Annotated in this window: 18 protein-coding genes and 5 tRNA genes; 5 read left to right on the plus strand and 18 right to left on the minus strand. The window is 43.2% G+C overall.

Annotation, left to right across the window (positions count from 1 at the left end; all coding sequences use genetic code 11):
* Positions 1–3: 3 nt before the first annotated feature.
* The 18 genes from ES896_RS14520 to ES896_RS14605 all read right to left on the minus strand — a co-directional run bounded on the left by ES896_RS14520 (position 4) and on the right by ES896_RS14605 (position 15234).
* Positions 4–2469, minus strand: a complete 2466-nt coding sequence (locus ES896_RS14520) for an FtsX-like permease family protein (RefSeq protein ID WP_135226937.1) — start codon at positions 2467–2469, stop codon at positions 4–6.
* Positions 2438–3157 (minus strand): ABC transporter ATP-binding protein, encoded by a 720-nt coding sequence (locus tag ES896_RS14525; protein WP_046527279.1) that lies wholly within the window; start codon positions 3155–3157, stop codon positions 2438–2440. The genes ES896_RS14520 and ES896_RS14525 overlap by 32 nt, the downstream gene beginning before the upstream one ends.
* Positions 3158–3311: 154 nt before the next feature.
* Complete coding sequence (locus ES896_RS14530; RefSeq protein WP_135226938.1) at positions 3312–4076, minus strand: ABC transporter permease; 765 nt, start codon at positions 4074–4076, stop codon at positions 3312–3314.
* Positions 4073–4990, minus strand: a complete 918-nt coding sequence (locus tag ES896_RS14535) for an ABC transporter ATP-binding protein (protein WP_135226939.1) — start codon at positions 4988–4990, stop codon at positions 4073–4075. The genes ES896_RS14530 and ES896_RS14535 overlap by 4 nt, the downstream gene beginning before the upstream one ends.
* A gap of 14 nt (positions 4991–5004) precedes the next feature.
* Positions 5005–5196 carry a PLD nuclease N-terminal domain-containing protein gene (locus ES896_RS14540; protein WP_003217265.1) on the minus strand — a complete coding sequence of 64 codons (192 nt, stop codon included), beginning with the start codon at positions 5194–5196 and terminating at the stop codon, positions 5005–5007.
* Positions 5197–5356: 160 nt separating this feature from the next.
* Positions 5357–5713, minus strand: coding sequence for a DUF2200 domain-containing protein (locus tag ES896_RS14545; protein WP_035390673.1), 357 nt, complete (start codon positions 5711–5713; stop codon positions 5357–5359).
* 482 nt (positions 5714–6195) lie between these two features.
* The gene (gene glmS / locus ES896_RS14550; protein WP_007498541.1) at positions 6196–7998 is read right to left on the minus strand and encodes a glutamine--fructose-6-phosphate transaminase (isomerizing); all 1803 of its coding nucleotides are present in this window, start codon (positions 7996–7998) and stop codon (positions 6196–6198) included.
* A gap of 578 nt (positions 7999–8576) precedes the next feature.
* Positions 8577–9923 (minus strand): phosphoglucosamine mutase, encoded by a 1347-nt coding sequence (gene glmM / locus ES896_RS14555; RefSeq protein ID WP_007498543.1) that lies wholly within the window; start codon positions 9921–9923, stop codon positions 8577–8579.
* A 25-nt stretch (positions 9924–9948) separates the two neighbouring features.
* Complete coding sequence (locus ES896_RS14560; RefSeq protein ID WP_058214086.1) at positions 9949–11355, minus strand: CdaR family protein; 1407 nt, start codon at positions 11353–11355, stop codon at positions 9949–9951.
* A complete protein-coding gene (gene cdaA / locus ES896_RS14565; protein ID WP_008344027.1) occupies positions 11348–12169 on the minus strand; it encodes a diadenylate cyclase CdaA in 822 nt (273 codons plus the stop codon). Before cdaA ends, ES896_RS14560 begins: the two co-directional genes overlap by 8 nt.
* Before the next feature lie 204 nt (positions 12170–12373).
* Positions 12374–13000, minus strand: coding sequence for an anti-sigma-W factor RsiW (rsiW, locus tag ES896_RS14570; protein ID WP_008344028.1), 627 nt, complete (start codon positions 12998–13000; stop codon positions 12374–12376).
* A gap of 14 nt (positions 13001–13014) precedes the next feature.
* A complete protein-coding gene (gene sigW / locus ES896_RS14575) occupies positions 13015–13578 on the minus strand; it encodes an RNA polymerase sigma factor SigW (protein WP_007498553.1) in 564 nt (187 codons plus the stop codon).
* Positions 13579–13763: 185 nt separating this feature from the next.
* On the minus strand, positions 13764–14675 hold the full coding sequence (rocF, locus tag ES896_RS14580) for an arginase (RefSeq protein WP_039170230.1): 912 nt from the start codon (positions 14673–14675) through the stop codon (positions 13764–13766).
* A 137-nt stretch (positions 14676–14812) separates the two neighbouring features.
* Positions 14813–14884, minus strand: a tRNA-Gln gene (locus ES896_RS14585).
* 4 nt (positions 14885–14888) lie between these two features.
* A tRNA-Tyr gene (locus ES896_RS14590) sits at positions 14889–14973 on the minus strand.
* A 28-nt stretch (positions 14974–15001) separates the two neighbouring features.
* Positions 15002–15074 (minus strand) — tRNA-Thr (locus ES896_RS14595).
* Between the two features lie 3 nt (positions 15075–15077).
* Positions 15078–15153: transfer RNA gene (locus ES896_RS14600), tRNA-Val, on the minus strand.
* 6 nt (positions 15154–15159) lie between these two features.
* Positions 15160–15234 (minus strand) — tRNA-Glu (locus ES896_RS14605).
* Positions 15235–15454: 220 nt separating this feature from the next.
* On the opposite strand from ES896_RS14605, the gene murQ reads away from it, so the two are divergent.
* The 5 genes from murQ to ES896_RS14630 are packed head-to-tail and all read left to right on the plus strand — an operon-like array spanning position 15455 to position 21923.
* Positions 15455–16366 carry an N-acetylmuramic acid 6-phosphate etherase gene (murQ, locus tag ES896_RS14610; RefSeq protein WP_135226940.1) on the plus strand — a complete coding sequence of 304 codons (912 nt, stop codon included), beginning with the start codon at positions 15455–15457 and terminating at the stop codon, positions 16364–16366.
* 11 nt (positions 16367–16377) lie between these two features.
* Positions 16378–17247 (plus strand): MurR/RpiR family transcriptional regulator, encoded by an 870-nt coding sequence (locus ES896_RS14615; RefSeq protein WP_007498558.1) that lies wholly within the window; start codon positions 16378–16380, stop codon positions 17245–17247.
* Complete coding sequence (locus ES896_RS14620; RefSeq protein WP_135226941.1) at positions 17244–18638, plus strand: PTS transporter subunit EIIC; 1395 nt, start codon at positions 17244–17246, stop codon at positions 18636–18638. Before ES896_RS14615 ends, ES896_RS14620 begins: the two co-directional genes overlap by 4 nt.
* The gene (gene pbp4b, locus ES896_RS14625) at positions 18635–19990 is read left to right on the plus strand and encodes a penicillin binding protein PBP4B (RefSeq protein ID WP_135226942.1); all 1356 of its coding nucleotides are present in this window, start codon (positions 18635–18637) and stop codon (positions 19988–19990) included. The genes ES896_RS14620 and pbp4b overlap by 4 nt, the downstream gene beginning before the upstream one ends.
* Positions 19991–20003: 13 nt before the next feature.
* On the plus strand, positions 20004–21923 hold the full coding sequence (locus ES896_RS14630; RefSeq protein ID WP_065459693.1) for a glycoside hydrolase family 3 protein: 1920 nt from the start codon (positions 20004–20006) through the stop codon (positions 21921–21923).
* Positions 21924–21942: the final 19 nt, after the last annotated feature.

Here is a 21942-nt window from a genome sequence, read left to right on the forward strand (position 1 = left end):
GATTTAACCTTCTTTGAGAGATGATATCATCTCTATTTTACTCGCTGTCGCACTAGAAATCCATGAAGCCGCTAAACTGAGTGCAATTCCTGCGATCACTGCCAGCATTAGATGCACAAACGGCAATTGGAATGAAACAAATCCACCGAGCCAATCAGATTGGCTTGAAATATATAGAAGAATCACACCAAATAAAATGCCGCCAATCACACCTGTTAACCCAATGAGCACACCTTCTCCGACGATCATTTTTCTCACCTGCTGCTTTGTCAGCCCCAGCGCCCGCATGGTGCCAATCTCAGATGTACGTTCAAGCGTATTCATCAGCAGTGTATTGGCTGTTCCAATGCTCGCGAGCCCCATAATGAAAATGAGCATCATAGAAATTAACTCGTTCATACCAGTGAAAGCCGATGTCGTTGATTTAATCTCATCCTCTACTGTTTTCACCTTTGAAAGCCGATGTCCAAAGTCTTCCCATAGCTGATCTCGTAAAGACTCACCGGCACCTTTGTCTTTTAACGTAAGCAGGATATCAAGGGGCTGCGCCCACCCTAAATCCTCTTGTAAAAATGTCTGATCGACAAATGCCACATAACCAGAATGATGAGAAGTTTTGACCACATCAATGACTTGTAACTGTTGCCGGCCAGAAGGTGCATTGAGATACACACTCTCTCCAATACGCCCACCCCATTCATCAAACGCACGCTCTCCTAACACGATAGAAGGCGTTTCTGATAATCGTTGATACAAATCGCCTTTATTGTCACCTTCTATAAAAGACGGTCCCTTTTCCTCTACGCCGATCAGAGAAAATTGTCTTTTCTCTCCATCAGCCGTTTCCCATGTCAAAGGAGCCGCTTCCATCATCGGTTCCACCCGTTCAACAGCCTCATAGGATGACAGCTTTTCTTGATCCGCTTTCGTCCATGACGCTTCAGAAGTAACCCTGAGATCACCGCCGTACGTTTGACGAATCTCTCTTTCGTAGCCGTCTGGAGCCGATTCAATGACCGCACTTAAAAGCAAGATCACAGCAATCCCAACAGCTAGAATCGCCGCCGTATTAGCGTTTCGATTCAGTTGCTGCGTGACATGCTGCGCTGATAGATGACCTGGATAGCCAAAAACCAGCTTCAAAAGAGGTGCCAACAACCGGTTCAAAAAGAGCAGGAAAAATGGGAATAACAGAACCATGCTGGCTAAAATGGCAAGATAAGCAGCCGGATGATCCACCCATATGAATGAAAGCAAGCCTATCCCTATCACCGCCCTAATGACCGATCGTTTTTTCGGTGCAGAAGTTTGGGTAGTGGATTTTAAAGTCAGCAGCACAGACGTTTTCCCTGCATGATAGATCGGAAATAACGAAAACAGCACAGGGAACACAATACCAATGATCACTGAAATTACAACAGGCACTTGCCAATTTAACGAATACACCATATCAAAAGCGAACACACCAAGCAGTGTTTGCATGAACACATCTCCAAGCCAAACGCCAATCGGCACCCCAATGGCTGTTCCAATACATGCCAAGATCAAAACCTCAATCAACATTAGTTTTGAAACAGAGCCCTGCGTGTAACCGAAGCTCTTCATAATCGCAAATTCCTTTTTCCGTTCCATCACACTCGTATAAATCATGTTAAACACGATAAAACCGCTCATAAACATCGACAGCCCTGCGATGAGATAAAAGAACGTGTACAACCCGCCAATGTCATTACTTTGTCGGTCATCCGCCACCACAGGCTGGACAAAAACATCGGCATCCTTGAACTCTTTCTGTAAAGATTGAAAGAGCTGCTCTCCGCCATCATTCGTCTGAAATCTCATATAAGAAAGCTGATGATCGAGTCCCGTCCAGTCTCTCAATAAATCAAGTGGCGCCATCACACGAAAACTCGATGATTCTGCACTCTTCCAGTCACTCGGACTTGAAAGCAGCTGTGTATATTCCACAATGGCAGATACCTTCGCTTCGCCCAAATCAGAAAAACGAATGGTATCTCCCACTTTTTTATTCAGCAGCTTCGCCACAACATCTGGTATGACCAACCCCTGATTATCCAAACGCCCTTCAATCACAGGCAGCTTCAGTAAAGAGCTCGTTTGATCTTGTACTCCGGTAATGCGCACTGCCCGTTGGTTAAGAGAGTGATCACCTTCTACCTCAAAAAACGTCTGTTTATCCAGCGCTAATAATGATCCTGTCACATCAGGATGGTTTAAAATGGAGGAGATCTGTTCCTCATCATACGTATGATCATCACTCAACACCCAATAATCTGCATCAGCGACATACATTTGCTCATAGTAATGAAACACATCATTTGTCGTTCGATCGGCAATGAGCATCGACGTGACAAAAGCAATTCCCACCATGATGCCTAATACAGAAATGGCGAACCGCTTTTTATGCTGAATCATGTTACGCCATGAAATTCGCCACATACTGAGCATAATCATCATCCTTTCTAGATATCACTTGATCAATAACACCGTCTTTAAAAAGGATGATTCGATCCGCAAATCCTGCTGCGAAAATATCATGCGTCACCATGATAATCGTCTGCTTGCTTTCTCGATTGAACTTGCACATTAACGCCAAAATATCCTCCGCTCTATGCCGGTCCAAGTTCCCCGTCGGCTCATCTGCTAACAGCACTGACGGCTGATTGACTAGAGCTCTTGCAATCGCTACACGCTGCTGCTGACCGCCGCTCAGCAAACTAGCCCGTTTCCGCCCAAGTCCATTCAAGCCAACAGCCTCTAACAGCTCTACAACCGTCTGTTGATTCTCCTTTGTTAAACGTCCATCTGCATGCAGCGGAAACGCCACATTCTCTTCGACAGTTAGCGTAGGCAGCAGCTGATAATTTTGAAACACAAACCCAATCTGTTTTCTGCGGAAAATCGTTCTCTCTTTCTCATTCATCTCACTTAACTGATGTTCATTTATCAAAATCTCTCCATCTGAAGGCAGATCAAGCCCGCCTAACAGCTGAAGTAATGTACTTTTTCCAGAACCACTCGGTCCCATCACCGCTACAAACTCCCCTTCTTCTACCGTCAAATCAACGCCCCTCAACACTTCAGTCCGCTCCTGGCCTTGAAAGAATTCCTTCTTCACATGCTTGATCTGAATCATCTGCAAACTCCTCCCATTCCTTTACGGAGTAATTATATACTAAGTATATATTATTTCAACATTTAAATCATGATAACATGTATTTATATCTTATTTATTACTTACTAAATACATAAAAACCCTTTAGATTTTCATATCCAAAGGGTACATCATGCTATAATTCTTGTTTTCTAAAAAGAAACCATCCGATGAGAAAAAAGAAACCAATCAATACCGATACACCTAGAAAGCTAGTAAGTGCCTGATCTGAATAAGTCCCTCTATGAATCATCTCCTCAGCCGCACTTGTGACGCCTTTAGGTGCAAACTTCCCTAATGTATCCTCATAAAACGAAGGAACGGTAAACAGGATGAGGTTGATCAAAAGGGAAACGCCGCCCGCAGTCACTGAACGCTTAAAGAACGCCGATGCACAAATGGTCGATACTACAATGAGCAGTAGGTTCGGATAATACAAAAGCGTTCCTTTTAACACATCGCCCCAATCCACATGCCCAAATTGGATGTCCACATAATAAACGGAAGCAAGCACCGCCACTATCAAACTAAACAACGTTAAACAGGCATAGGCACATATTTTTGAGGCATAATAACTCATTCGACTGATCGGTTTCACCATAATCATCGCCGTCACCCCAGAGCCACGCTCTCCAGCAATCGTCCCCATCACGATCATAATGAGGATAAACACGCCGAGTGAATCAAATTTACTCAATGCACTGGCTAAAGCCTCTCCAGCACTAGGCTCTGGTATATAAAATGTAGACCCTTCAGGTAAATTCGCTGATTTCGACAAAAGATCCGGCAGCATTTTGAGCGTAATAGGCTGTGTAATCATTAAAATCGTAAAAATGATCGGCACAAATAAGATTTTATAACTAGTGAATAACTCCCTAAATTCCTTTTTCAACATCATCATGGCGTCACAACCTTCATGAAAATATCTTCAAGCGTCAGCTTAGATAGTTGATATTGGAGAAGAACACCACCAGTTGCAGTGATGAGACCCGGCAGCTCCTTCAATGCCGTTTGTTGATTGTTGACTCGCACCTGATAAGCGCCTCCTGTCTCTATGCATTCCTCCACCCAATCCCGTTCTTTTAACAAAGCCATTAGTTTCGTATTCTGTTGTGCTAATTGAAATTCAATCACGGGCTGGATATAGTCTTCTTTGAGCTGTTTCATAGAAGAGGACATCTCAATTTTGCCGCTGTTGATCATGATAATATGATCGGCCACACGTTCAATGTCATCTAAAATATGGGTCGACATAAAGATCAGCATCTCATGCTTTAGACGCTCAATCAAAGTCAGGACGTCTTTTCTCCCCATGGGATCAAGTGCCGACACAGGCTCATCTAGGATCAGAACCTGTGGGCTATTGATCAGCGCCTGTGCAATGGCAAGCCTCTGCTTCATGCCTCCACTATAGCTACCAATAACGCGATCCTTCGCCTCATACACACGGCAAAGCTTCAACAGCTCCTCTGTTTTGGAACGAATGATGTTTTTCTCTAAATGAAATAACCCGCCAACCCAATGCATCCACTCCTGCCCCGTCATATCCTGATAAAATGCAGGATGCTGCGGACAGTACCCAATCACCTGACTGATTTGATCCATGTCCCTTGTGACATCCAAACCCGCCACCTTCACAACGCCAGACGTAGGACGAGCAAGCCCCGTCAAAATTCGGATCGTCGTTGTCTTCCCCGCTCCATTGGCTCCTAAAAAGCCAACACATCCAACCTCCCCAACAGAAAAAGAGACATCTTTTAACACTTCATGCCGTCCATACGATTTCGTCAGCCCGTAACACTCCAACATATTCAAGCGAATCCCCCCTACTAAGATTGTTTACGACCAAAAATGAAATACGCAATAGGACCGGCACTCGCCACAAACACAATCACCAAAGCCCAAACCCACTTCACCTCTCCCCTAATCCTCGATGGATCTCTTTTCAACAAATCAAACAAACCAATCACCATTAAAATCGCTTGTAGCAAAATAAGAGGTAAAATCATCTTCATATCCATACACGCCACTCCCTTTTCAAACGTCAATTTGTTTTGATATTACTTCTTTTGACGACATGAAGAGAGAATTCGTTCAAATGGATTTTATTTTTATTGGTCGAATGGTCTATAAATATAAAAAAGCCCAGTGAAGTTTATTCACTGGGCTCGCTTGTGATGTTCATGACGAATCTCGCAAAATCTTTTCCATTTTCTTTCCCTTCGCTAACTCATCAATCAGCTTATCTAGATAACGAATGTTCTGCATGGTCTCTTCCTCAATGTCCTCTACTCTAACACCACAGATGACTCCTTTAATTAAGCTGCGGGAAGGATGAAGCTCAGGAGCCTCGGCAAAAAAAGTTTCAATGTCTATCTGCTTGTCCAACTGTTCCTCAAGCTCTTCTGGACTGTAGCCTGTTAACCAACAAATAATCGTATCGACTTCAGCTTTCGTTTTTCCCTTTCTCTCTGCCTTTGCGATGTAGAGAGGATAGACTTTTGCAAAGCTCATTGTGTAAATTTTAGGTTTGGTCATGTATCTGCTCTCTTTCTTCGTTAAATATTTAAACTGTCACGCTTTCTCAAGGGGACGCTCTCTCATTATGCACTTAGTATAATGTGTTAAAAATATAACTTATAAACGATGATATATGCCTTTATTATTTCTTTCATCTTTTTTGAAAGCTCTATATTTAAGAAATTGAACAATACAAAATCCAAGGAATACACCTATTGGTCCTCCACTTGAGACAGGACCACCAATTAAACAATAAGAAATGATAAACAATGCAATATAACCAATGAAGAAAAAAACAATTCCCCATTTTTCTTTTTTTACGTATCGAATAAAAATAATATTTCCCCCTAAGAATATTTATCATAATAGCAACATGGAAATAGTATCTATCAATCAAAGTTCAGCTTAAATCTTTCAACTGCTAGTTCTATTGACACAAAAATACCCCTTTAGACAATTATATCTAAAAGGGGTATCAAAAAACCGATTTTATTTAAAACCTACTCCACCGTCACACTCTTCGCAAGGTTACGTGGTTTATCCACATCACACCCGCGGTGAAGGGCTGCGTAGTAAGCGATCAGCTGTAATGGCACAACAGATGCAAGTGGTGCAAGTGCTGGGTGTACAGCTGGAAGGACGAAACGGTCGCCTTCGTCTTCTAGGCCTTTTAGTGAGATGACACATGGGTTTGCGCCGCGTGCAACAACTTCTTTGACGTTACCACGAATGCTGAGGTTCACGTGCTCTTGCGTGGCAAGGGCAATGACCGGTGTGCCTTCTTCAATTAAAGCAATGGTGCCGTGTTTGAGTTCTCCGCCAGCAAATCCTTCTGCTTGGATGTAAGAGATCTCTTTTAGTTTGAGTGAACCTTCAAGGCACACATAATAGTCAAGTCCTCTTCCGATAAAGAATGCGTTACGTGTCACTGTGAAGAAGTCACGAGCGATTTGTTCCATTTCATCCTTTTGATCGACTAGGGCTTCCATTGCGTTTGCTACAATCCCAAGCTCTTTCACAAGATCAAAGTCAAGTGATTGACCATTTAATTCAGCTGCAACAGATGCAAGGATCGCAAGAACAGCGATTTGTGCTGTGTAGGCTTTTGTTGAAGCCACTGCGATTTCTGGTCCTGCATGAAGAAGCAATGTGAAGTCCGCTTCACGAGAAAGCGTAGATCCTGGTACGTTTGTGATCGTTAATGCTTTATGACCAAGCTCTTTGACTTGAACAAGTACAGCACGGCTGTCCGCAGTTTCCCCAGATTGAGAAAGGAAGATGAACAACGGCTTTTTCGATAGAAGCGGCATGTTGTAAGAGAATTCACTTGCTACATGAACTTCTACAGGTACTTTCGCCCAGTCTTCAATGTATTGTTTACCAACAAGTCCAGCATGGTAGCTCGTTCCGCAAGCCACAATATAAATGCGGTCTGCTTCTGCTACTGCGCTTGCGATATCGCCAGCGACTGACAGCTTGCCGTTTTCGTCTTGATATTCTTGGATGATTTTGCGCATCACTAGCGGCTGTTCATCCGTTTCTTTTAACATGTAGTGAGGATATGTGCCTTTCTCAATGTCGCTTGCATCTAGCTCAGCGATATAAGAAGGACGTGTCATGATATCACCGTCAAGGTTTTTAATAATAACCTCGTCTTTAGTAACAATGACCATTTCTTTATCCATTAATTCCGCATATTCGTTTGTTACTTGAAGCATCGCCATTGCGTCAGAAGCCACAACGTTGAAATCTTCGCCGAAACCAACCAATAATGGACTTTTGTTTTTCGCCACATAGATTGTTTCTTTGTTTTCGTTATCGAAAAGGGCAATTGCGTAAGAGCCTTTTAGTTGAAGAAGCGTTTGACGGAAAGCTTCCTCTGTATCAAGACCTCTATTCACAAATTGTTCGATGACTTGAACAACAACCTCTGTATCTGTGTCGCTTTTTAGTGTGACGTCTTGTAAATATTCGCGTGTCAATTGTACATAGTTCTCGATGACACCGTTATGAACAAGCGTAAAACGGCCAGAAGCACTTTGATGCGGATGCGCATTTAGATGGCTTGGTACACCGTGTGTTGCCCAACGTGTATGTCCAATTCCTGCTGAAGATGCCACGTTTGCATCAACGACTTCACGAAGCTCAGCGATACGTCCTTTTTCTTTGAACACATGCACGCCATCTTCGTTTGCCACAGCGATACCTGCTGAGTCATACCCACGGTACTCAAGCTTCTCTAAACCTTTTAATAAGATTTCCTTCGCATCATTCTGACCAATATAACCTACGATTCCACACATAAATATTCTTCCTCCCGATCATGTGAAAGGGACAAAGAAAGCCTACTAAAATAGAAGGGACATTTCTTCGTCCCTCTCTACATGTTTATTTTGGGAGATCATGTGTATTCCCTTTGTACAAAGAGTCACCTCTTTGCTTTAAAGAAACACTTACGGCTGTGATCTCTATATTTGATCAGCCGGGAGGCATCCGCCGAAAAATTCGATAACCTCCATCCTCGTCAACTAAGCATCTGTCTCGTTCGATCGCTTAGTTCGGGCGCTATAATTATAAGAGTGGCTGAACATCTACCCTGCCTTTCCTGCTAGAATAAAAATCCAGTAACACAAGGATGATTGTACTATAAGGTCTGACCTCCGTCAATCACAATTTAGCGGGTGATCCCTTTCATGTGAGAAAGTGAGACCTCCCTACACTATATGCGATGAGGCTTGTCACGTTCTACCTTTGATGTGCTCTCTTATGTATGAAAGCAAGCAGCAAATTGCCCTCGCTTATATCATTCGTATAGAACTTTCCTCTTATGACGTTTATTCGAAAAAAAGCAAACCGCTACTTTGCGATTTGCTTTAATCAATTACTCAATACCCATTTCTTCTTTGACAACAGCCGTAATGCGAGCCACGTATTCATCACACAGCTCTTTTGTTTTCGCCTCTGCCATGACACGTACAAGCGGTTCTGTTCCTGATGGACGAACCAGGATGCGTCCGTCACCGTTCATCTCTTTTTCAACCTCTTGGATCACAGCTTTTACTTTTTCATTTTCTTCCACTTTATACTTATCAGATACCTTCACATTCACTAGAAGTTGCGGGAATTTCTCCATTTCAGCTGCAAGCTCTGACAATGTTTTTCCTGTTGCTTTTAGTGTATTCACCAGCATGATTGCTGAAAGCATGCCATCACCTGTCGTATTATAATCAAGGAAGATCAAGTGGCCTGACTGCTCGCCTCCGACATTATAGCCATCCTTTTTCATCGCTTCGACCACATAGCGGTCACCAACAGCGGTTTGAATACTCTTAATGCCTTGCTTCTCAAGCGCTTTATAGAAACCAAGGTTACTCATGACCGTTGACACAACCGTGTCATCCTTCAATCGGCCCTCACCCTTTAGATAACGTGCACATATGTACATAATTTGATCGCCGTCTACAATATCACCTTTTTCATCGACTGCAATTAAGCGGTCGCCGTCGCCATCAAACGCAAGACCAATATCCGCTCCTTTTTCTTTCACAAAAGCAGAAAGTGCCTCTGGATGAGTAGAACCTACGCCATCGTTGATATTCAATCCGTTTGGTGATGTTCCCATTGTTGACACATCTGCATCTAAATCTGCAAATAAATGTGTTGCAAGAGAAGATGTTGCACCATGTGCACAATCAAGCGCTACGTGAATGCCTGTGAAATCCTCGTCCGCTGTCTGCTTCAAGAATTGCAAGTACTTCTGACCGCCTTCAAAGTAGTCATTCACGGTTCCAAGATCGGCTCCCACTGGACGTGGCAATTCATCAACTGGCTGATCCATTAGCTGCTCAATTTCATTTTCCTGTTCATCTGACAGTTTAAAACCATCACCGCCGAAAAATTTAATTCCGTTGTCTTGAACTGGGTTATGCGAAGCTGAAATCATGACACCTGCTTCTGCATCCATTGCCTTCGTTAAATAAGACACACCAGGTGTTGAGATCACACCTAAACGCATGACTTCAGCCCCAATTGAAAGTAAGCCTGCTACGAGTGCTCCTTCTAACATATGACCAGATACACGCGTGTCTCGTCCAACGAGTACCTTTGGACGTTCTTTATCCTTCGTGAGCACATAGCCGCCAAATCTCCCAATTTTAAATGCGAGCTCTGGCGTTAATTCGCTATTAGCCACACCCCTTACACCATCAGTTCCAAAGTACTTGCCCATGTTTCAATCGCTCCTTTTTTACCATTCAAGAGGACGCTGCGTCCTCTTTGTTATCTTCTTTGACCCGCTGTCTTTGATTTGATTCTTTTTTTGCTTTATCTTGTGTAGATTCCTTTTGACTCTTCTCTTCCTGATCATCATCGGATGATTGATCTTTCCGATCATTCGTAGAAGCCGGCTGATCTTCTGTATCAGTAGAAGTCAGTTTCACTTTGACCTTCGATCTAGATAAAGTCCATGTCACATTTTGAGGGCCATTCACTTGTACTTTGACCTCATGTGTTCCTTCGTTTAAGTCCCCGACATTGATATAGGCTTCAATATCTGAAGCCTTTATTTTATCGATTGCACTCTTTGAACCTTTTGCTGTTAGTGTGAGACGCCCTGAAGACGGACTCACAAATGCAGAGCTAAGATCCTTGCTCAGACCCACGACAGAAATTGGGACATTATCGATCTTTTTTTCTTCAGCTGTTGCAACCTTCACTTTGATCTTAACAGTTTCAGGCGATACCTTTTTCACACCATCTGGCAGTGGAATGTCGGCATCAATCTCTGTATCATCTTTAATCTTGCTTAGGTCGAGCTTAACGCCGTCAATAAAATCAAGTGCATCCAGCACCTTTTGAGAACCGAAGACTGTCACCTCACTTGGGCTTGTCTCGATGCTTGAGATACTGATCCCATCTGGCAAGCTGCCCGTCCGCTCAATCTTAAACGGAACTTTCTTGCTTGGACTCGTAATCGGGACCGTAATATCTACCACAGACGGACTCACTTCAACCGGCAGCTCATTCCCACTGCTATCATACACAGTGAGCTTCGCTTCTTTCTCAATTTGCTGATCGACATCCTCTAAGTTCACAAATGCTTTAATGACAGAAATTTTGTCGATCACGTCTTTTGAGCCAGTAACCGTGACATTTTTCGGATTCACAATAGGCTGCTCTGGTGAATAGCCGTCTTTGATTTTATTTTGATTATAAAATTCCGTTTCAACAGGGAATTCAGCTGTCGTTTTTTCTTGTATCGTCACAGTCGTCACAGACGGATTAATCGTTAACGTGATTCCTTTCGATACATCTCTTGCCTTCAATTCGACTTTATGTGTACCTGTCGTCAGGTTTTGCATATCTGCGTAAATTTCAAAATTTTTCGTTTGTCTTGCTGTTTTCACAGCACTAGTTGATCCTTTAATCGTGACATTGACTGTCTGCGGCACACCAGTGACTACATACTTTTCGTCGTCATAATATGCTTTAACAGGAATGTCCGTTAAGGTTGCTTCGTCTGTTGTCGATGTTGGGAAAAAGGATTCACCGATTTTTTTCGGCGTGGGCGCTTGCGCTGAATTGACTGCACCATACAGCAATAAAGCGAAGACCAATGCAAGAAACTTAACGGCCCAGCGATTATTCAAAATCTTATCCATTTTTCTTGCCCCTCCAATACCATTTGGTCGAGGAAGCATCTTTGCTGTTCTTACTAAACTCAGCAATCAGCATTTCTTCAAGCGCTTCTTCTGTCAATTCTCGATGGAGATCACCATTTCTTGCGACACTAATGCCGCCTGTCTCCTCGGAGACGATGACGGTTAAACTGTCCGTTACTTCACTAATACCAACTGCCGCGCGGTGACGTGTACCGAGCTCCTTAGAGATAAAAGGACTTTCAGACAGCGGTAAATAACACGCTGCAGCTGCAATCTCATCACGCTTCATAATCACAGCGCCGTCATGAAGCGGTGTATTCGGAATGAAGATATTAATCAGCAGCTCAGAACTCACCTTTGCATTTAAAGGAATTCCGGTCTCTATGTAATCATTCATCCCAGTATCGCGCTCAATCGTTAACAGCGCGCCTATTCTTCGTTTTGCCATATAGTTAATTGCTTTTGTAATTGCCTCGATCGTTTTCTGCTGCTGTTCCTCTACAGGTGTTCCGCTTCTAGAGAAGAAACGGCCGCGCCCAAGCTGTTCAAGCGCTCTCCTTAGCTCTGGCTGAAAAATAATAATGATCGCAAGGAACCCCCACGTAATCGCTTGATCCATCAGCCATTGAAGTGTGTTAAGACCGAGATACGCACTCCCCATCCTGACGAGAACAATGACGACAATTCCCTTTAAAAGCTGAACCGCTTTTGTTCCGCGGATGACCATCATTAATTTATATATCACATACCAAACAACGAGAATATCAACAGCATTACCGAGGTACTGCAAAAAAGGAATATCCCCTAAAGCCATTTCCTCGTCCTCCAGAATTTTCAGTTATTCTTCGTTCGATTCATTTTTTATAAAAAAAGAGCCTATGTGTAAGTACATAGCGTGGCTATTATACCACATTTTGTTTCAGCAAGGAAAATAGTTGCCATATCTGGCTGGCATTCAAGTCTGTCCATCAATAGAAAAAGAGCAGTCCCCTTAGAGACTGCTCTCAAACTGTTTGATTTACTTTTGCTCCTCTGGACCAATGACCCGCATCACATCTTGTGCTGTAGATTTCATTTTGTACCAAACCCAATCAAACACTTCATTAATTTCATTGATTTGACCAGTGACTTGTCCGGCAGAAGCAGTCAGCTGTTCTCCATTGACGACTGTTACGTTTCCATCAACCTTGCCTTCTACAATCAGCTTGCCATTTTTCACAGTGACATCACCTTTGACGGTTTCCCCTTTAGGTACCGTCACTGTATCATTTTCAACCACGAGATTCGGCTGCTTTGACACACTGAAATTATGATCCGTATTCCAGCTTGTAAACAGACTGCCTCCCATCAATATGACAAAGAGGGCAGCGGCGACCATTAGCGGATGAGCTTTGATCCATCTTTGAATCGACACACGCTTTTTCTCCTTTGGAAGACCTGCCATCACCTTTGCAGTGAAATCAGATGGTGCTTCTATATGAGATGTACTCTGCACGAGCGCGATGGATTTCTCAATTTGTTGAAAATGAGTACGGCATTCCTCACACGATTGCAGATGGCTCTTTAATTCTTTTTCATCTTCGGGCTCTATGTCCCCGTCTAAATACTGATGCATAAGCAGGACGATTTTTTCCTGACAGCTCATCAAAATCACCTCACTCAAAGGTCTCTCAACTGTTTCCGGAGAGCCTCTCTACCCCTGTGTATTCTCGTTTTCACCGTACCAACTGGTATATTCAGAATCTCACTAATTTCTTTTAACGAGAGTTCATCAATATACTTTAATACGATGACCGAGCGATATTTATCGGGTAATCTTAAAATTTTTTGCTGAATGGTGCTCGATAATTCAAGCGACACCACCTCGTCCTCTGGCAAAATGCCGTCAGCCGCAATTTGAGAATACATATTCAGTCCTTCTGTCCCTGCCACCTCTGCATCTAAATAATAATCCGGCTTTTTTTTACGAATACGGTCGATGGTCAGGTTGGTTGCAATGCGGTACAGCCACGTGGAAAACTTACGATTCACATCAAAGCTCTCAATATTCACATAGGCACGAATAAACGCCTCCTGCGCAATATCTTCTGCTTCATGTGCATTCCCAAGCATACGATAGCACAGCTGATAAATTTTGTCTTTATACAGGTCTACGATGTCTGCAAATGCGTTCTGGTCGCCTTTTTTCACTTGCTTAATTCTCTTTTTAATCATTGTTTCCATAGTATATTCAACCTCTGCCTTCACCGGTCTTTATGTATACGAACCTCGTTCCAAAAGGTTTCATTCTCCTCTAAAAAATAGTGTAACAAATTTTTGACAGCATGTTACGCTTATCAGCCGGTAAAAACCTTAACATATCCTTAAATTTCCCCAAAATTAAAAAAAGAACGGGAACAAGTCCCGCTCTATAATAGCTTTTCACCCATTAAAGAACCAATTAATGCAACTGCCGCTTCTGCTGTTTTATTTTTCTCATCTAATACCGGATTCACCTCAACAAACTCAGCAGAAGTCAAAATACCTGCTTCCTCTAAAAGCTCCATTGCTAGATGACTCTCCCTATAACTGATGCCGCCAGCAACCGGCGTTCCCACGCCAGGGCACTCCGCAGGATCTAGCCCATCTAAATCAAGCGACAAATGAACACCATCTGTTCTTTCTTTTAAATACGCAATGGCTTCCTCCATTACTCTCGTCATCCCTAATCGATCTATTTCATGCATCGTATACACTTTAATGCCTTTTTCTCTAATTAATGCCCGCTCTCCTTCATCTAAAGAACGAGCACCAATCAAGATCACATTCTCAGGCTTTACTTTAGGTGTATAACCGCCAATATTGATTAGATCAGCATGCCCAAATCCGAGACTGACAGCAAGCGGCATCCCATGAATATTTCCAGAAGGAGAGGTTTCCTCTGTATTTAAATCACCGTGTGCATCATACCAAATGACACCCAAATTTTCATAATGCTTGGCTACACCGGCTAGTGTACCAATTGCAATGCTATGATCCCCGCCTAAAATCAGCGGAAACGAACCTGACTGCACAATACTGCTAACCTTTTCAGCAAGAAGCTGGTTTGCGCCAGCATTCTCCGTTAAGTTTTTCAGTTTTTCACTTGTATAGAGACCTTTCTCATCATCCCTTTGCTCAACGGGAATGTCCCCTAGATCTTCGACATCAAATGAAAGCGATTCCAATTTTTCTTTTACACCAGCACAGCGAATGGCACTCGGCCCCATATCAACGCCCCTTCTCATTTGACCGAGATCCATCGGCACCCCAACAATCGTGACCTTCTTTTGATCTCCCATATGTACATCCCCTTTCCGTTCATGCTTATATTTTACTTTCTCGGTGCCTTCTGACTCAACTCAACAATATTTTGAATAGTTATACATTCCAATCGTCAAAATAAAAAAAAGACACCTTTTTAAAAAAGGTGTCTTAACTGGGCTAGCTGGATTCGAACCAACGCATGACGGAGTCAAAGTCCGTTGCCTTACCGCTTGGCTATAGCCCAAAAATGGTGGAGGGGGGCGGATTCGAACCGCCGAACCCGGAGGGAGCGGATTTACAGTCCGCCGCGTTTAGCCACTTCGCTACCCCTCCACATATGGAATTGATAAAAGAAAAACAGTGCCGGCAAGAGGACTTGAACCCCCAACCTACTGATTACAAGTCAGTTGCTCTACCAGTTGAGCTACACCGGCATATGGTGGAGGATGACGGGCTCGAACCGCCGACCCTCTGCTTGTAAGGCAGATGCTCTCCCAGCTGAGCTAATCCTCCACATCATGGTGACCCGTACGGGATTCGAACCCGTGTTACCGCCGTGAAAGGGCGGTGTCTTAACCGCTTGACCAACGGGCCAGTTTGTCAAGTTTACTGTTTCCGTGAAGCTGACAAAAGTTATTATATACAGGTTGTCCCCCTTTTGTAAAGGGGATTTTTATTTTTTTTATTTTCTAACTATTCAACCCTCATCAGCACAACATTTTGACTGAAATATAATTTCAGTATTTAAATATAATATTGAAATTTCATGTCATACTCAATATACTGAAAATGAAGAAATAAGGAGGTATGTCACATGCAGCCATCTCAACTGCGTTCTTTGACAACAGAATCAAGAAACCCTAACACCATGGGAATTTCACAAGCAAGCCCGCTAGAAATGCTCCAAATGATCAATGCGGAAGATATGAAGGTCGCTCAAGCCGTCAACCGTGTCCTTCCAGACGTAAAGACAGCAAGTGACTTTGCCTTTGCATCCATCTCGAATGGGGGCAGACTCATTTATCTAGGCGCTGGAACAAGCGGCAGAATTGGGGTAATGGATGCGGTCGAATGTCCACCTACCTATAGCATTTCACCTGATGTCATCGTAGGCATCATGGCCGGTGGAGACTCTGCCTTTTCACATGCAGCAGAAGATGTGGAAGACAGTGAAGAAGCTGGTCAAAAAGATTTAGAACACATTCACCTAACATCAAAAGATACGGTTGTCGGAATCGCGGCGAGCGGTAGAACACCCTATATCATTGGCGCTTTAAACTATGCTAGAACCATTGGAGCAAAAACAGTAGCCCTCAGCTGCAATGAACAAGCAGAGATTAGCGAACTAGCAGACTGCGCCATTGAAGTCGTCGTAGGACCAGAAGCCATCACTGGGTCAACACGAATGAAAGCCGCATCCGCTCATAAAATGATTTTAAATATGCTTTCCACATCTGTCATGATCAGACAAGGCAAAGTATATGAAAACCTGATGGTAGATGTAAAAGTAAGCAATCATAAACTAAAAGAACGCGCCATCACCATCATTCAGCATGTGACCAATGCTTCCTACGAACAAGCCGTAAAAGCCCTTGAAGCAGCCGATTTAGAAGTTAAAACAGCCATCGTCATGCTCCAAACCAAAACAGATAAAAAGACAGCCAAAGACCTGCTCAACAAAGCAGATGGTCACATCGACAAAGCCATCTTACGTCATCAATCTTAAAGGAGAAACTCATGTCAGCAGGCGGACTCACCCTACTACACACAATGAAATCCAAGCTTCCCCAATCTGAAAAAATCATTGCAGACTATATCCTTGCCCATCCTGACAAAGTCATTAAAAGCACAGTGCATGAAATCAGTCAGGCTGCCGGTGCAAGCAGCTCTGCCGTCATCCGTCTCTGTAAGTCTCTCGGGCTGGATGGCTATCACGATTTGAAAATGCGGATCGCTGGAGACTTAATGCACACTGATAAACAAGGCTACCGGGATATCGAACAAGATGAACCACTTCAATCCATTATTCAAAAGACAGCAGGAAACACCATTCAATCGATCAAAGATACAGCCTCTATATTAAATGTAGAAGCTTTAGAAAAGGCTGTTCAACTGCTGCTGAATGCAAACCAAATCCATTTTATCGGTGTGGGTGCATCTGGCATCGTCGCAGCTGATGCCCAGCAGAAATTTCTCAGAATCAATTATGCAGCCACAGCCTTCACTGACATGCACATCGCATCTACGGTCATCGCAAATGCTGGAAAGAATGACATTGTGTTCGGTATATCCTTTTCTGGAGAAACGTTAGACATCATCCAAGCCCTTCAGCTCGCCAAAGAAAATGAAGTAAAAACCATTGCTTTAACGCATCCAGGGCATACAAGCGTTTCTGCATTGTGTGATGTCCATCTATCAACGTCCGGTTCCAATGAAGCACCTTTTCGCAGTGCTGCCACTTCCTCTAGAATGGCACAGCTCTATTTAATCGATGTCTTGTTCCTCAGTTTAGCCTCCCGTCAATATGAACAGACAGCACAATATATTGACAAAACAAGGCATGCCATCCGCTCCATGAAACGAAAAACAAAGGGGGATTCAACATGAGTCATCAAAAAAAATATCAGCAGTTGGCGAAAGAAATCCTTTCACTCTGTGGTGGTTCTGAAAACATCTCTTCCCACACACATTGTATGACACGTCTCCGAATTACACCCATTGATCGTGAAAAAGTGCAAACCACCGCGATCAAAGAACTCGATGGCGTCATTGGCGTCGTCGAAGCGGAAACACTGCAAATCATTTTAGGCACAGGTGTTGTCAACCAAGTATCAAGTGCGTTTGAACAGCTGCTCAATGCCTCAGGTTCATATGACTTAAACAACGAAGCACAGAAAAACAAACAAGCCATTTCACAAAAGAACCGCACACCATTCAAGCTGTTCTTACGGCGGATCGCCAGCATTTTCATTCCCATTATTCCAGCACTCGTTGCATCGGGTCTTATTACGGGTATTACAAAAGCGATCGTGCAAGCAGGCTGGCTCGATGAAAAATCTCAAGCTGCGATTATCCTAACCGTTATAGGCTCAGGCTTGTTTGCTTATCTCGGTATATTAGTCGGAACAAACGCCGCAAAAGAATTTGGTGGCTCTCCTGCATTAGGCGCATTAGCAGGTATTCTCATCATTAACCCAGCTGCCGCTGATATTATGTTATTTGGCACTAATATTCTACCAGGCAGAGGCGGACTTATCGGTGTTCTTCTTGCAGCTATTTTTATGGCACTTGTTGAAACCCGGATCAGACGCTTCGTCCCGCAATCACTCGATATCATCGTCACACCAACCATCACACTACTCATTACAGGCATTTTCACGTACGTTATCTTCATGCCAGTCGGCGGATTTATATCTGATGCCATCACCTCTGGACTTACTTATCTATTAAACATTGGCGGTATTTTTGCCGGATTTGTTCTTGGTGCGACCTTCCTTCCTCTTGTTGTCACTGGACTTCACCAAGGCCTAACACCTATTCATATGGAACTGATTAATTCAATTGGAGATGACCCGCTTCTGCCAATCCTCGCTATGGGAGGCGCAGGACAGGTCGGTGCTGCCTTTGCCATTTATATGAAAACAAAAAAGAAAAAGCTGAAAAGAGCCATTGCAGGCGGACTTCCTTCAGGAATGCTTGGAATTGGAGAACCGCTCATTTTCGGTGTCACACTCCCGCTCGGAAGACCCTTCCTCACTGCTTGTCTCGGCGCTGGAATCGGCGGAGCATTTCAAGCCTATTTCCAAATCGCCACTAAAGCAATCGGGGTATCAGGTCTCCCATTAACCTTTATCGTTCACACACATCAAATGCTACTTTACTTAATAGGACTCTTTATTGCATATGTCGCTGGATTTATCTTCACATACTTATTTGGATTTCATGATGATATGGCTGTTGAATTCAAGAAAATTAGCAATAGGAGGTCTAGCTCTTGAAGAAATATTTTCTCATCATCACAAGTCTGTTCATGCTCCTTGGGTTACCAGTACAAACATTTGCAACTAGCTCCCATCCTGTATCGTCTTTGTCTAAAACAGCACCTGAAGAATATCCCGTCTTAAAAAAAGCAAAACGACCGGAACAAGTAGGTTTTTCTTCTAGGCAGCTTAGGAAGGTTGGTCACATGATTCAAAACGATATCAAAGCAGGATTTCCAGGGGCAGCACTCATCATTATCAAGGATGGTCAGATCGTCCATCAAAAAGCCTATGGCTACAGACAAAAATATAAAGGGACAACCGAACTCAAATTCTATAAGAAAATGAAAAAGAACACACTGTTCGATTTGGCATCCAATACAAAAATGTATGCCACCAACTATGCCCTGCAAAAGCTAGTATATGAACAAAAACTAGATGTAAATGAAAAAATACAAACCATCCTGCCTGACTTTCAAGATGAACCAGATGCAAAGGTAACCGGCAAAGATCAGCTTCGAGTCAAGGATCTTCTCACCCATTCTGCCGGACTGCCTTCAAGTGTTTTATTTTATAGCAAAGAGCAAGCGGGCTCTTTTTTCTCTCAAGATAGACAAACAACCATGAAATGGCTGCCAAAGGTGCCTCTGCAATACAAGCCAGGCACTCAGCATATTTATAGTGATATTGATTACATGCTGTTAGGCATGATCATTGAGAAAAAAACCGGTATGCCACTTGATCAATATGTAGAGTCGACGATTTATCGACCGCTTGGTCTAAAACATACCATGTTCAATCCGCTGAAAAAGGGATTCAAGCCAAAGCATTTTGCAGCAACCGAGCGTCTAGGCAATACACGCGACGGCGTCATTGATTTTGAAAACATTCGCAGGTATACCTTGCTAGGTGAAGTCCACGATGAGAAAGCCTATTACTCAATGGCAGGTGTCTCCGGACATGCTGGACTTTTCTCTAATACATCAGATATGGCCGTACTGCTTCAGCTGATGCTCAATAAAGGAGGCTATGGGAAAACAACCATCTTTGACCAAGCTTCTATCGATCTCTTTACGGAATCATCAGACACGAACCCAACTTACGGGCTAGGCTGGCGGAAAAACGGCAATACTGACATGGAATGGATGTTTGGAAAATACGCAAGTAAAGAAGCCTATGGACACACAGGCTGGACCGGAACGATGACATTGATTGATCCAAAACACAATCTAGGCGTCGTCTTGCTGACAAATAAAAAGCATTCACCCGTCGTTTCACCTGAAGTCAACCCAAATCAATTTGAAGGTGACCTTTTCCCAACTGGTACTTATGGAAGCATCATGACTGCAATCTACGAATCTTTTAAGTAAAAGGAGGAATTCGATGTTAAAAGCTCTGTTCCCCGCTGCACTCGTTTTGGCCCTGCTCACCTCTTCCATTCCAACGGAAAAGGTGAGCTCCGCCCCTCTCCCAACTGCCAAACAAATGGTTCAGGACATGTCCTTGGATGAAAAAATTGGCCAAATGCTCATGCCAGACTTTCGCAATTGGCAAGCAGAAGGTGAATCCGCTCCTACAGGCTTCACAAAAATGAATAAAGAAGTTTCTCACCTTGTAGAGAAATATCATTTAGGCGGTGTCATCTTATTTGCAGAAAATGTCGTTGATACGAAACAAACCGTCAAACTCACACATGAATTTCAACAAGCATCACCCAACATTCCTTTACTCATTTCCATTGATCAAGAAGGCGGAATCGTCACAAGACTACAAAAGGGAACACATTTCCCAGGAAATATGTCGATTGGTGCCTCTCGAAGTAAGAAAAATGCTTATGACACTGGAAAAATCATCGGCAAAGAATTAAACGCTCTAGGTATCAATACAAATTTCTCTCCTGTTCTTGATGTAAATAATAACCCGAATAACCCCGTCATCGGTGTCCGTTCCTTTAGCTCTGACCCTGAACTTGTCACGAGACTTGGTCTGCAAACCATGAAAGGACTTCAAAAGGAAAAGACCATTTCCACATTAAAGCATTTCCCGGGACATGGTGATACAGCTGTTGATAGTCACTACGGTCTTCCGCTTGTCGAACATGATCTAGATCGTCTTAAAAAGGTGGAGCTGTATCCATTTCAACAAGCAATCAACGCAGGGGCAGATATGGTCATGACTGCTCATGTTCAATTCCCAGCCATTGATGACACAACGTATAAAAGCAAAAAAGATGGCGAGGACATTATGGTTCCAGCGACCTTATCAAAAAAAGTCATCACAAATTTATTAAAAGAAGACATGGGCTTTCAAGGAGTGGTTGTAACAGACGCCCTCAATATGAAAGCGATTGCAGATAACTTCGGACAGGAAGAAGCTGTGGTAATGGCTATTAAAGCAGGCGTCGACATTGCCCTCATGCCAGCACCTGTCACGTCCTTAAAGACAGAAAAAAACCTAGAGAATGTGTTCAATGCTTTAAAAAGAGCAGTTCTCACAAAAGAAATCCCGATATCTCAGATCAATCAATCTGTCGAAAAAATCCTTCAATTAAAGATCAAACGCGGCATCATTTCCGCCAATAAATCAGTAAGCCTTGAGAAGAAAATCAAAAAAGCCACACAGCTCGTTGGTCAAAAGTCGCACCGAAAAGCAGAACAAAAAATGGCACGTGAAGGAATCACTCTCCTTAAAAACAACGACAAAACCTTGCCTTTTAAGTCTAAAAAGAATGACAAAATCGTACTCATGGCACCGTACGAAGATCAAACAAAAGCAATGTCCGTCACAATTGAATCACTAATCAAACAAAAAAAGATCAAACCTGTGCGTATCCAATCATACGCATTTGCAGATAAGAGCTTCTCCAAAGAAACAGCCAAACTCATTCAAGATGCTGACTATGTCATTACCGGCTCTTACGTTGTCCAAAATGACCCGGCTGTGAATGATGGCGTCATTGATGACGGTGTACAGGATCCGAAAAAATGGGCAACGGCCTTCCCTCGTGCTGTCATGAAAGAAGCAGCAGCACAAAACAAAAAATTGGTCATCATGAGTCTCCGAAACCCTTATGATGCGGCAAATTTTGAAGAAGCCGATGCCTTACTAGCTGTGTACGGTTTTAAAGGGTACTCAAACGGACAATTCAATCAACCGAATATTCCTGCGGGACTAGAAGTGATTTTTGGAGCGGCCTCACCTAAAGGGAAATTACCCGTCGCTATCCCATCAGTCACTCATCCTAATCAAACCCTTTACCCATTTGGCTATGGACTCAATTTAAAAGGAAAACAGATCAAATAGGAGGGATTCTCTTGAAAAA

The organism is Bacillus sp. 005/A4HT-01/001 (assembly GCF_004634445.1).
GTDB classification, from domain to species: domain Bacteria; phylum Bacillota; class Bacilli; order Bacillales; family Bacillaceae; genus Bacillus; species Bacillus altitudinis.

Excerpts from the sequence above, each read along its gene's own strand:
- ES896_RS14630 (WP_065459693.1), top strand. The coding sequence starts at position 20,004 with ATGTTAAAAGCTCTGTTCCCCGCTGCACTCGTTTTGGCCCTGCTCACC.
- ES896_RS14545 (WP_035390673.1), bottom strand. The coding sequence starts at position 5,713 with ATGACCAAACCTAAAATTTACACAATGAGCTTTGCAAAAGTCTATCCT.
- ES896_RS14525 (WP_046527279.1), bottom strand. The coding sequence starts at position 3,157 with ATGATTCAGATCAAGCATGTGAAGAAGGAATTCTTTCAAGGCCAGGAG.
- ES896_RS14540 (WP_003217265.1), bottom strand. The coding sequence starts at position 5,196 with ATGGATATGAAGATGATTTTACCTCTTATTTTGCTACAAGCGATTTTA.
- ES896_RS14620 (WP_135226941.1), top strand. The coding sequence starts at position 17,244 with ATGAGTCATCAAAAAAAATATCAGCAGTTGGCGAAAGAAATCCTTTCA.
- ES896_RS14520 (WP_135226937.1), bottom strand. The coding sequence starts at position 2,469 with ATGCTCAGTATGTGGCGAATTTCATGGCGTAACATGATTCAGCATAAA.
- cdaA (WP_008344027.1), bottom strand. The coding sequence starts at position 12,169 with ATGGCTTTAGGGGATATTCCTTTTTTGCAGTACCTCGGTAATGCTGTT.
- ES896_RS14615 (WP_007498558.1), top strand. The coding sequence starts at position 16,378 with ATGTCAGCAGGCGGACTCACCCTACTACACACAATGAAATCCAAGCTT.
- glmS (WP_007498541.1), bottom strand. The coding sequence starts at position 7,998 with ATGTGTGGAATCGTAGGTTATATTGGTCAGAATGATGCGAAGGAAATC.
- rocF (WP_039170230.1), bottom strand. The coding sequence starts at position 14,675 with ATGGGAGATCAAAAGAAGGTCACGATTGTTGGGGTGCCGATGGATCTC.
- ES896_RS14560 (WP_058214086.1), bottom strand. The coding sequence starts at position 11,355 with ATGGATAAGATTTTGAATAATCGCTGGGCCGTTAAGTTTCTTGCATTG.
- rsiW (WP_008344028.1), bottom strand. The coding sequence starts at position 13,000 with ATGAGCTGTCAGGAAAAAATCGTCCTGCTTATGCATCAGTATTTAGAC.
- sigW (WP_007498553.1), bottom strand. The coding sequence starts at position 13,578 with ATGGAAACAATGATTAAAAAGAGAATTAAGCAAGTGAAAAAAGGCGAC.
- glmM (WP_007498543.1), bottom strand. The coding sequence starts at position 9,923 with ATGGGCAAGTACTTTGGAACTGATGGTGTAAGGGGTGTGGCTAATAGC.
- ES896_RS14530 (WP_135226938.1), bottom strand. The coding sequence starts at position 4,076 with ATGATGATGTTGAAAAAGGAATTTAGGGAGTTATTCACTAGTTATAAA.
- murQ (WP_135226940.1), top strand. The coding sequence starts at position 15,455 with ATGCAGCCATCTCAACTGCGTTCTTTGACAACAGAATCAAGAAACCCT.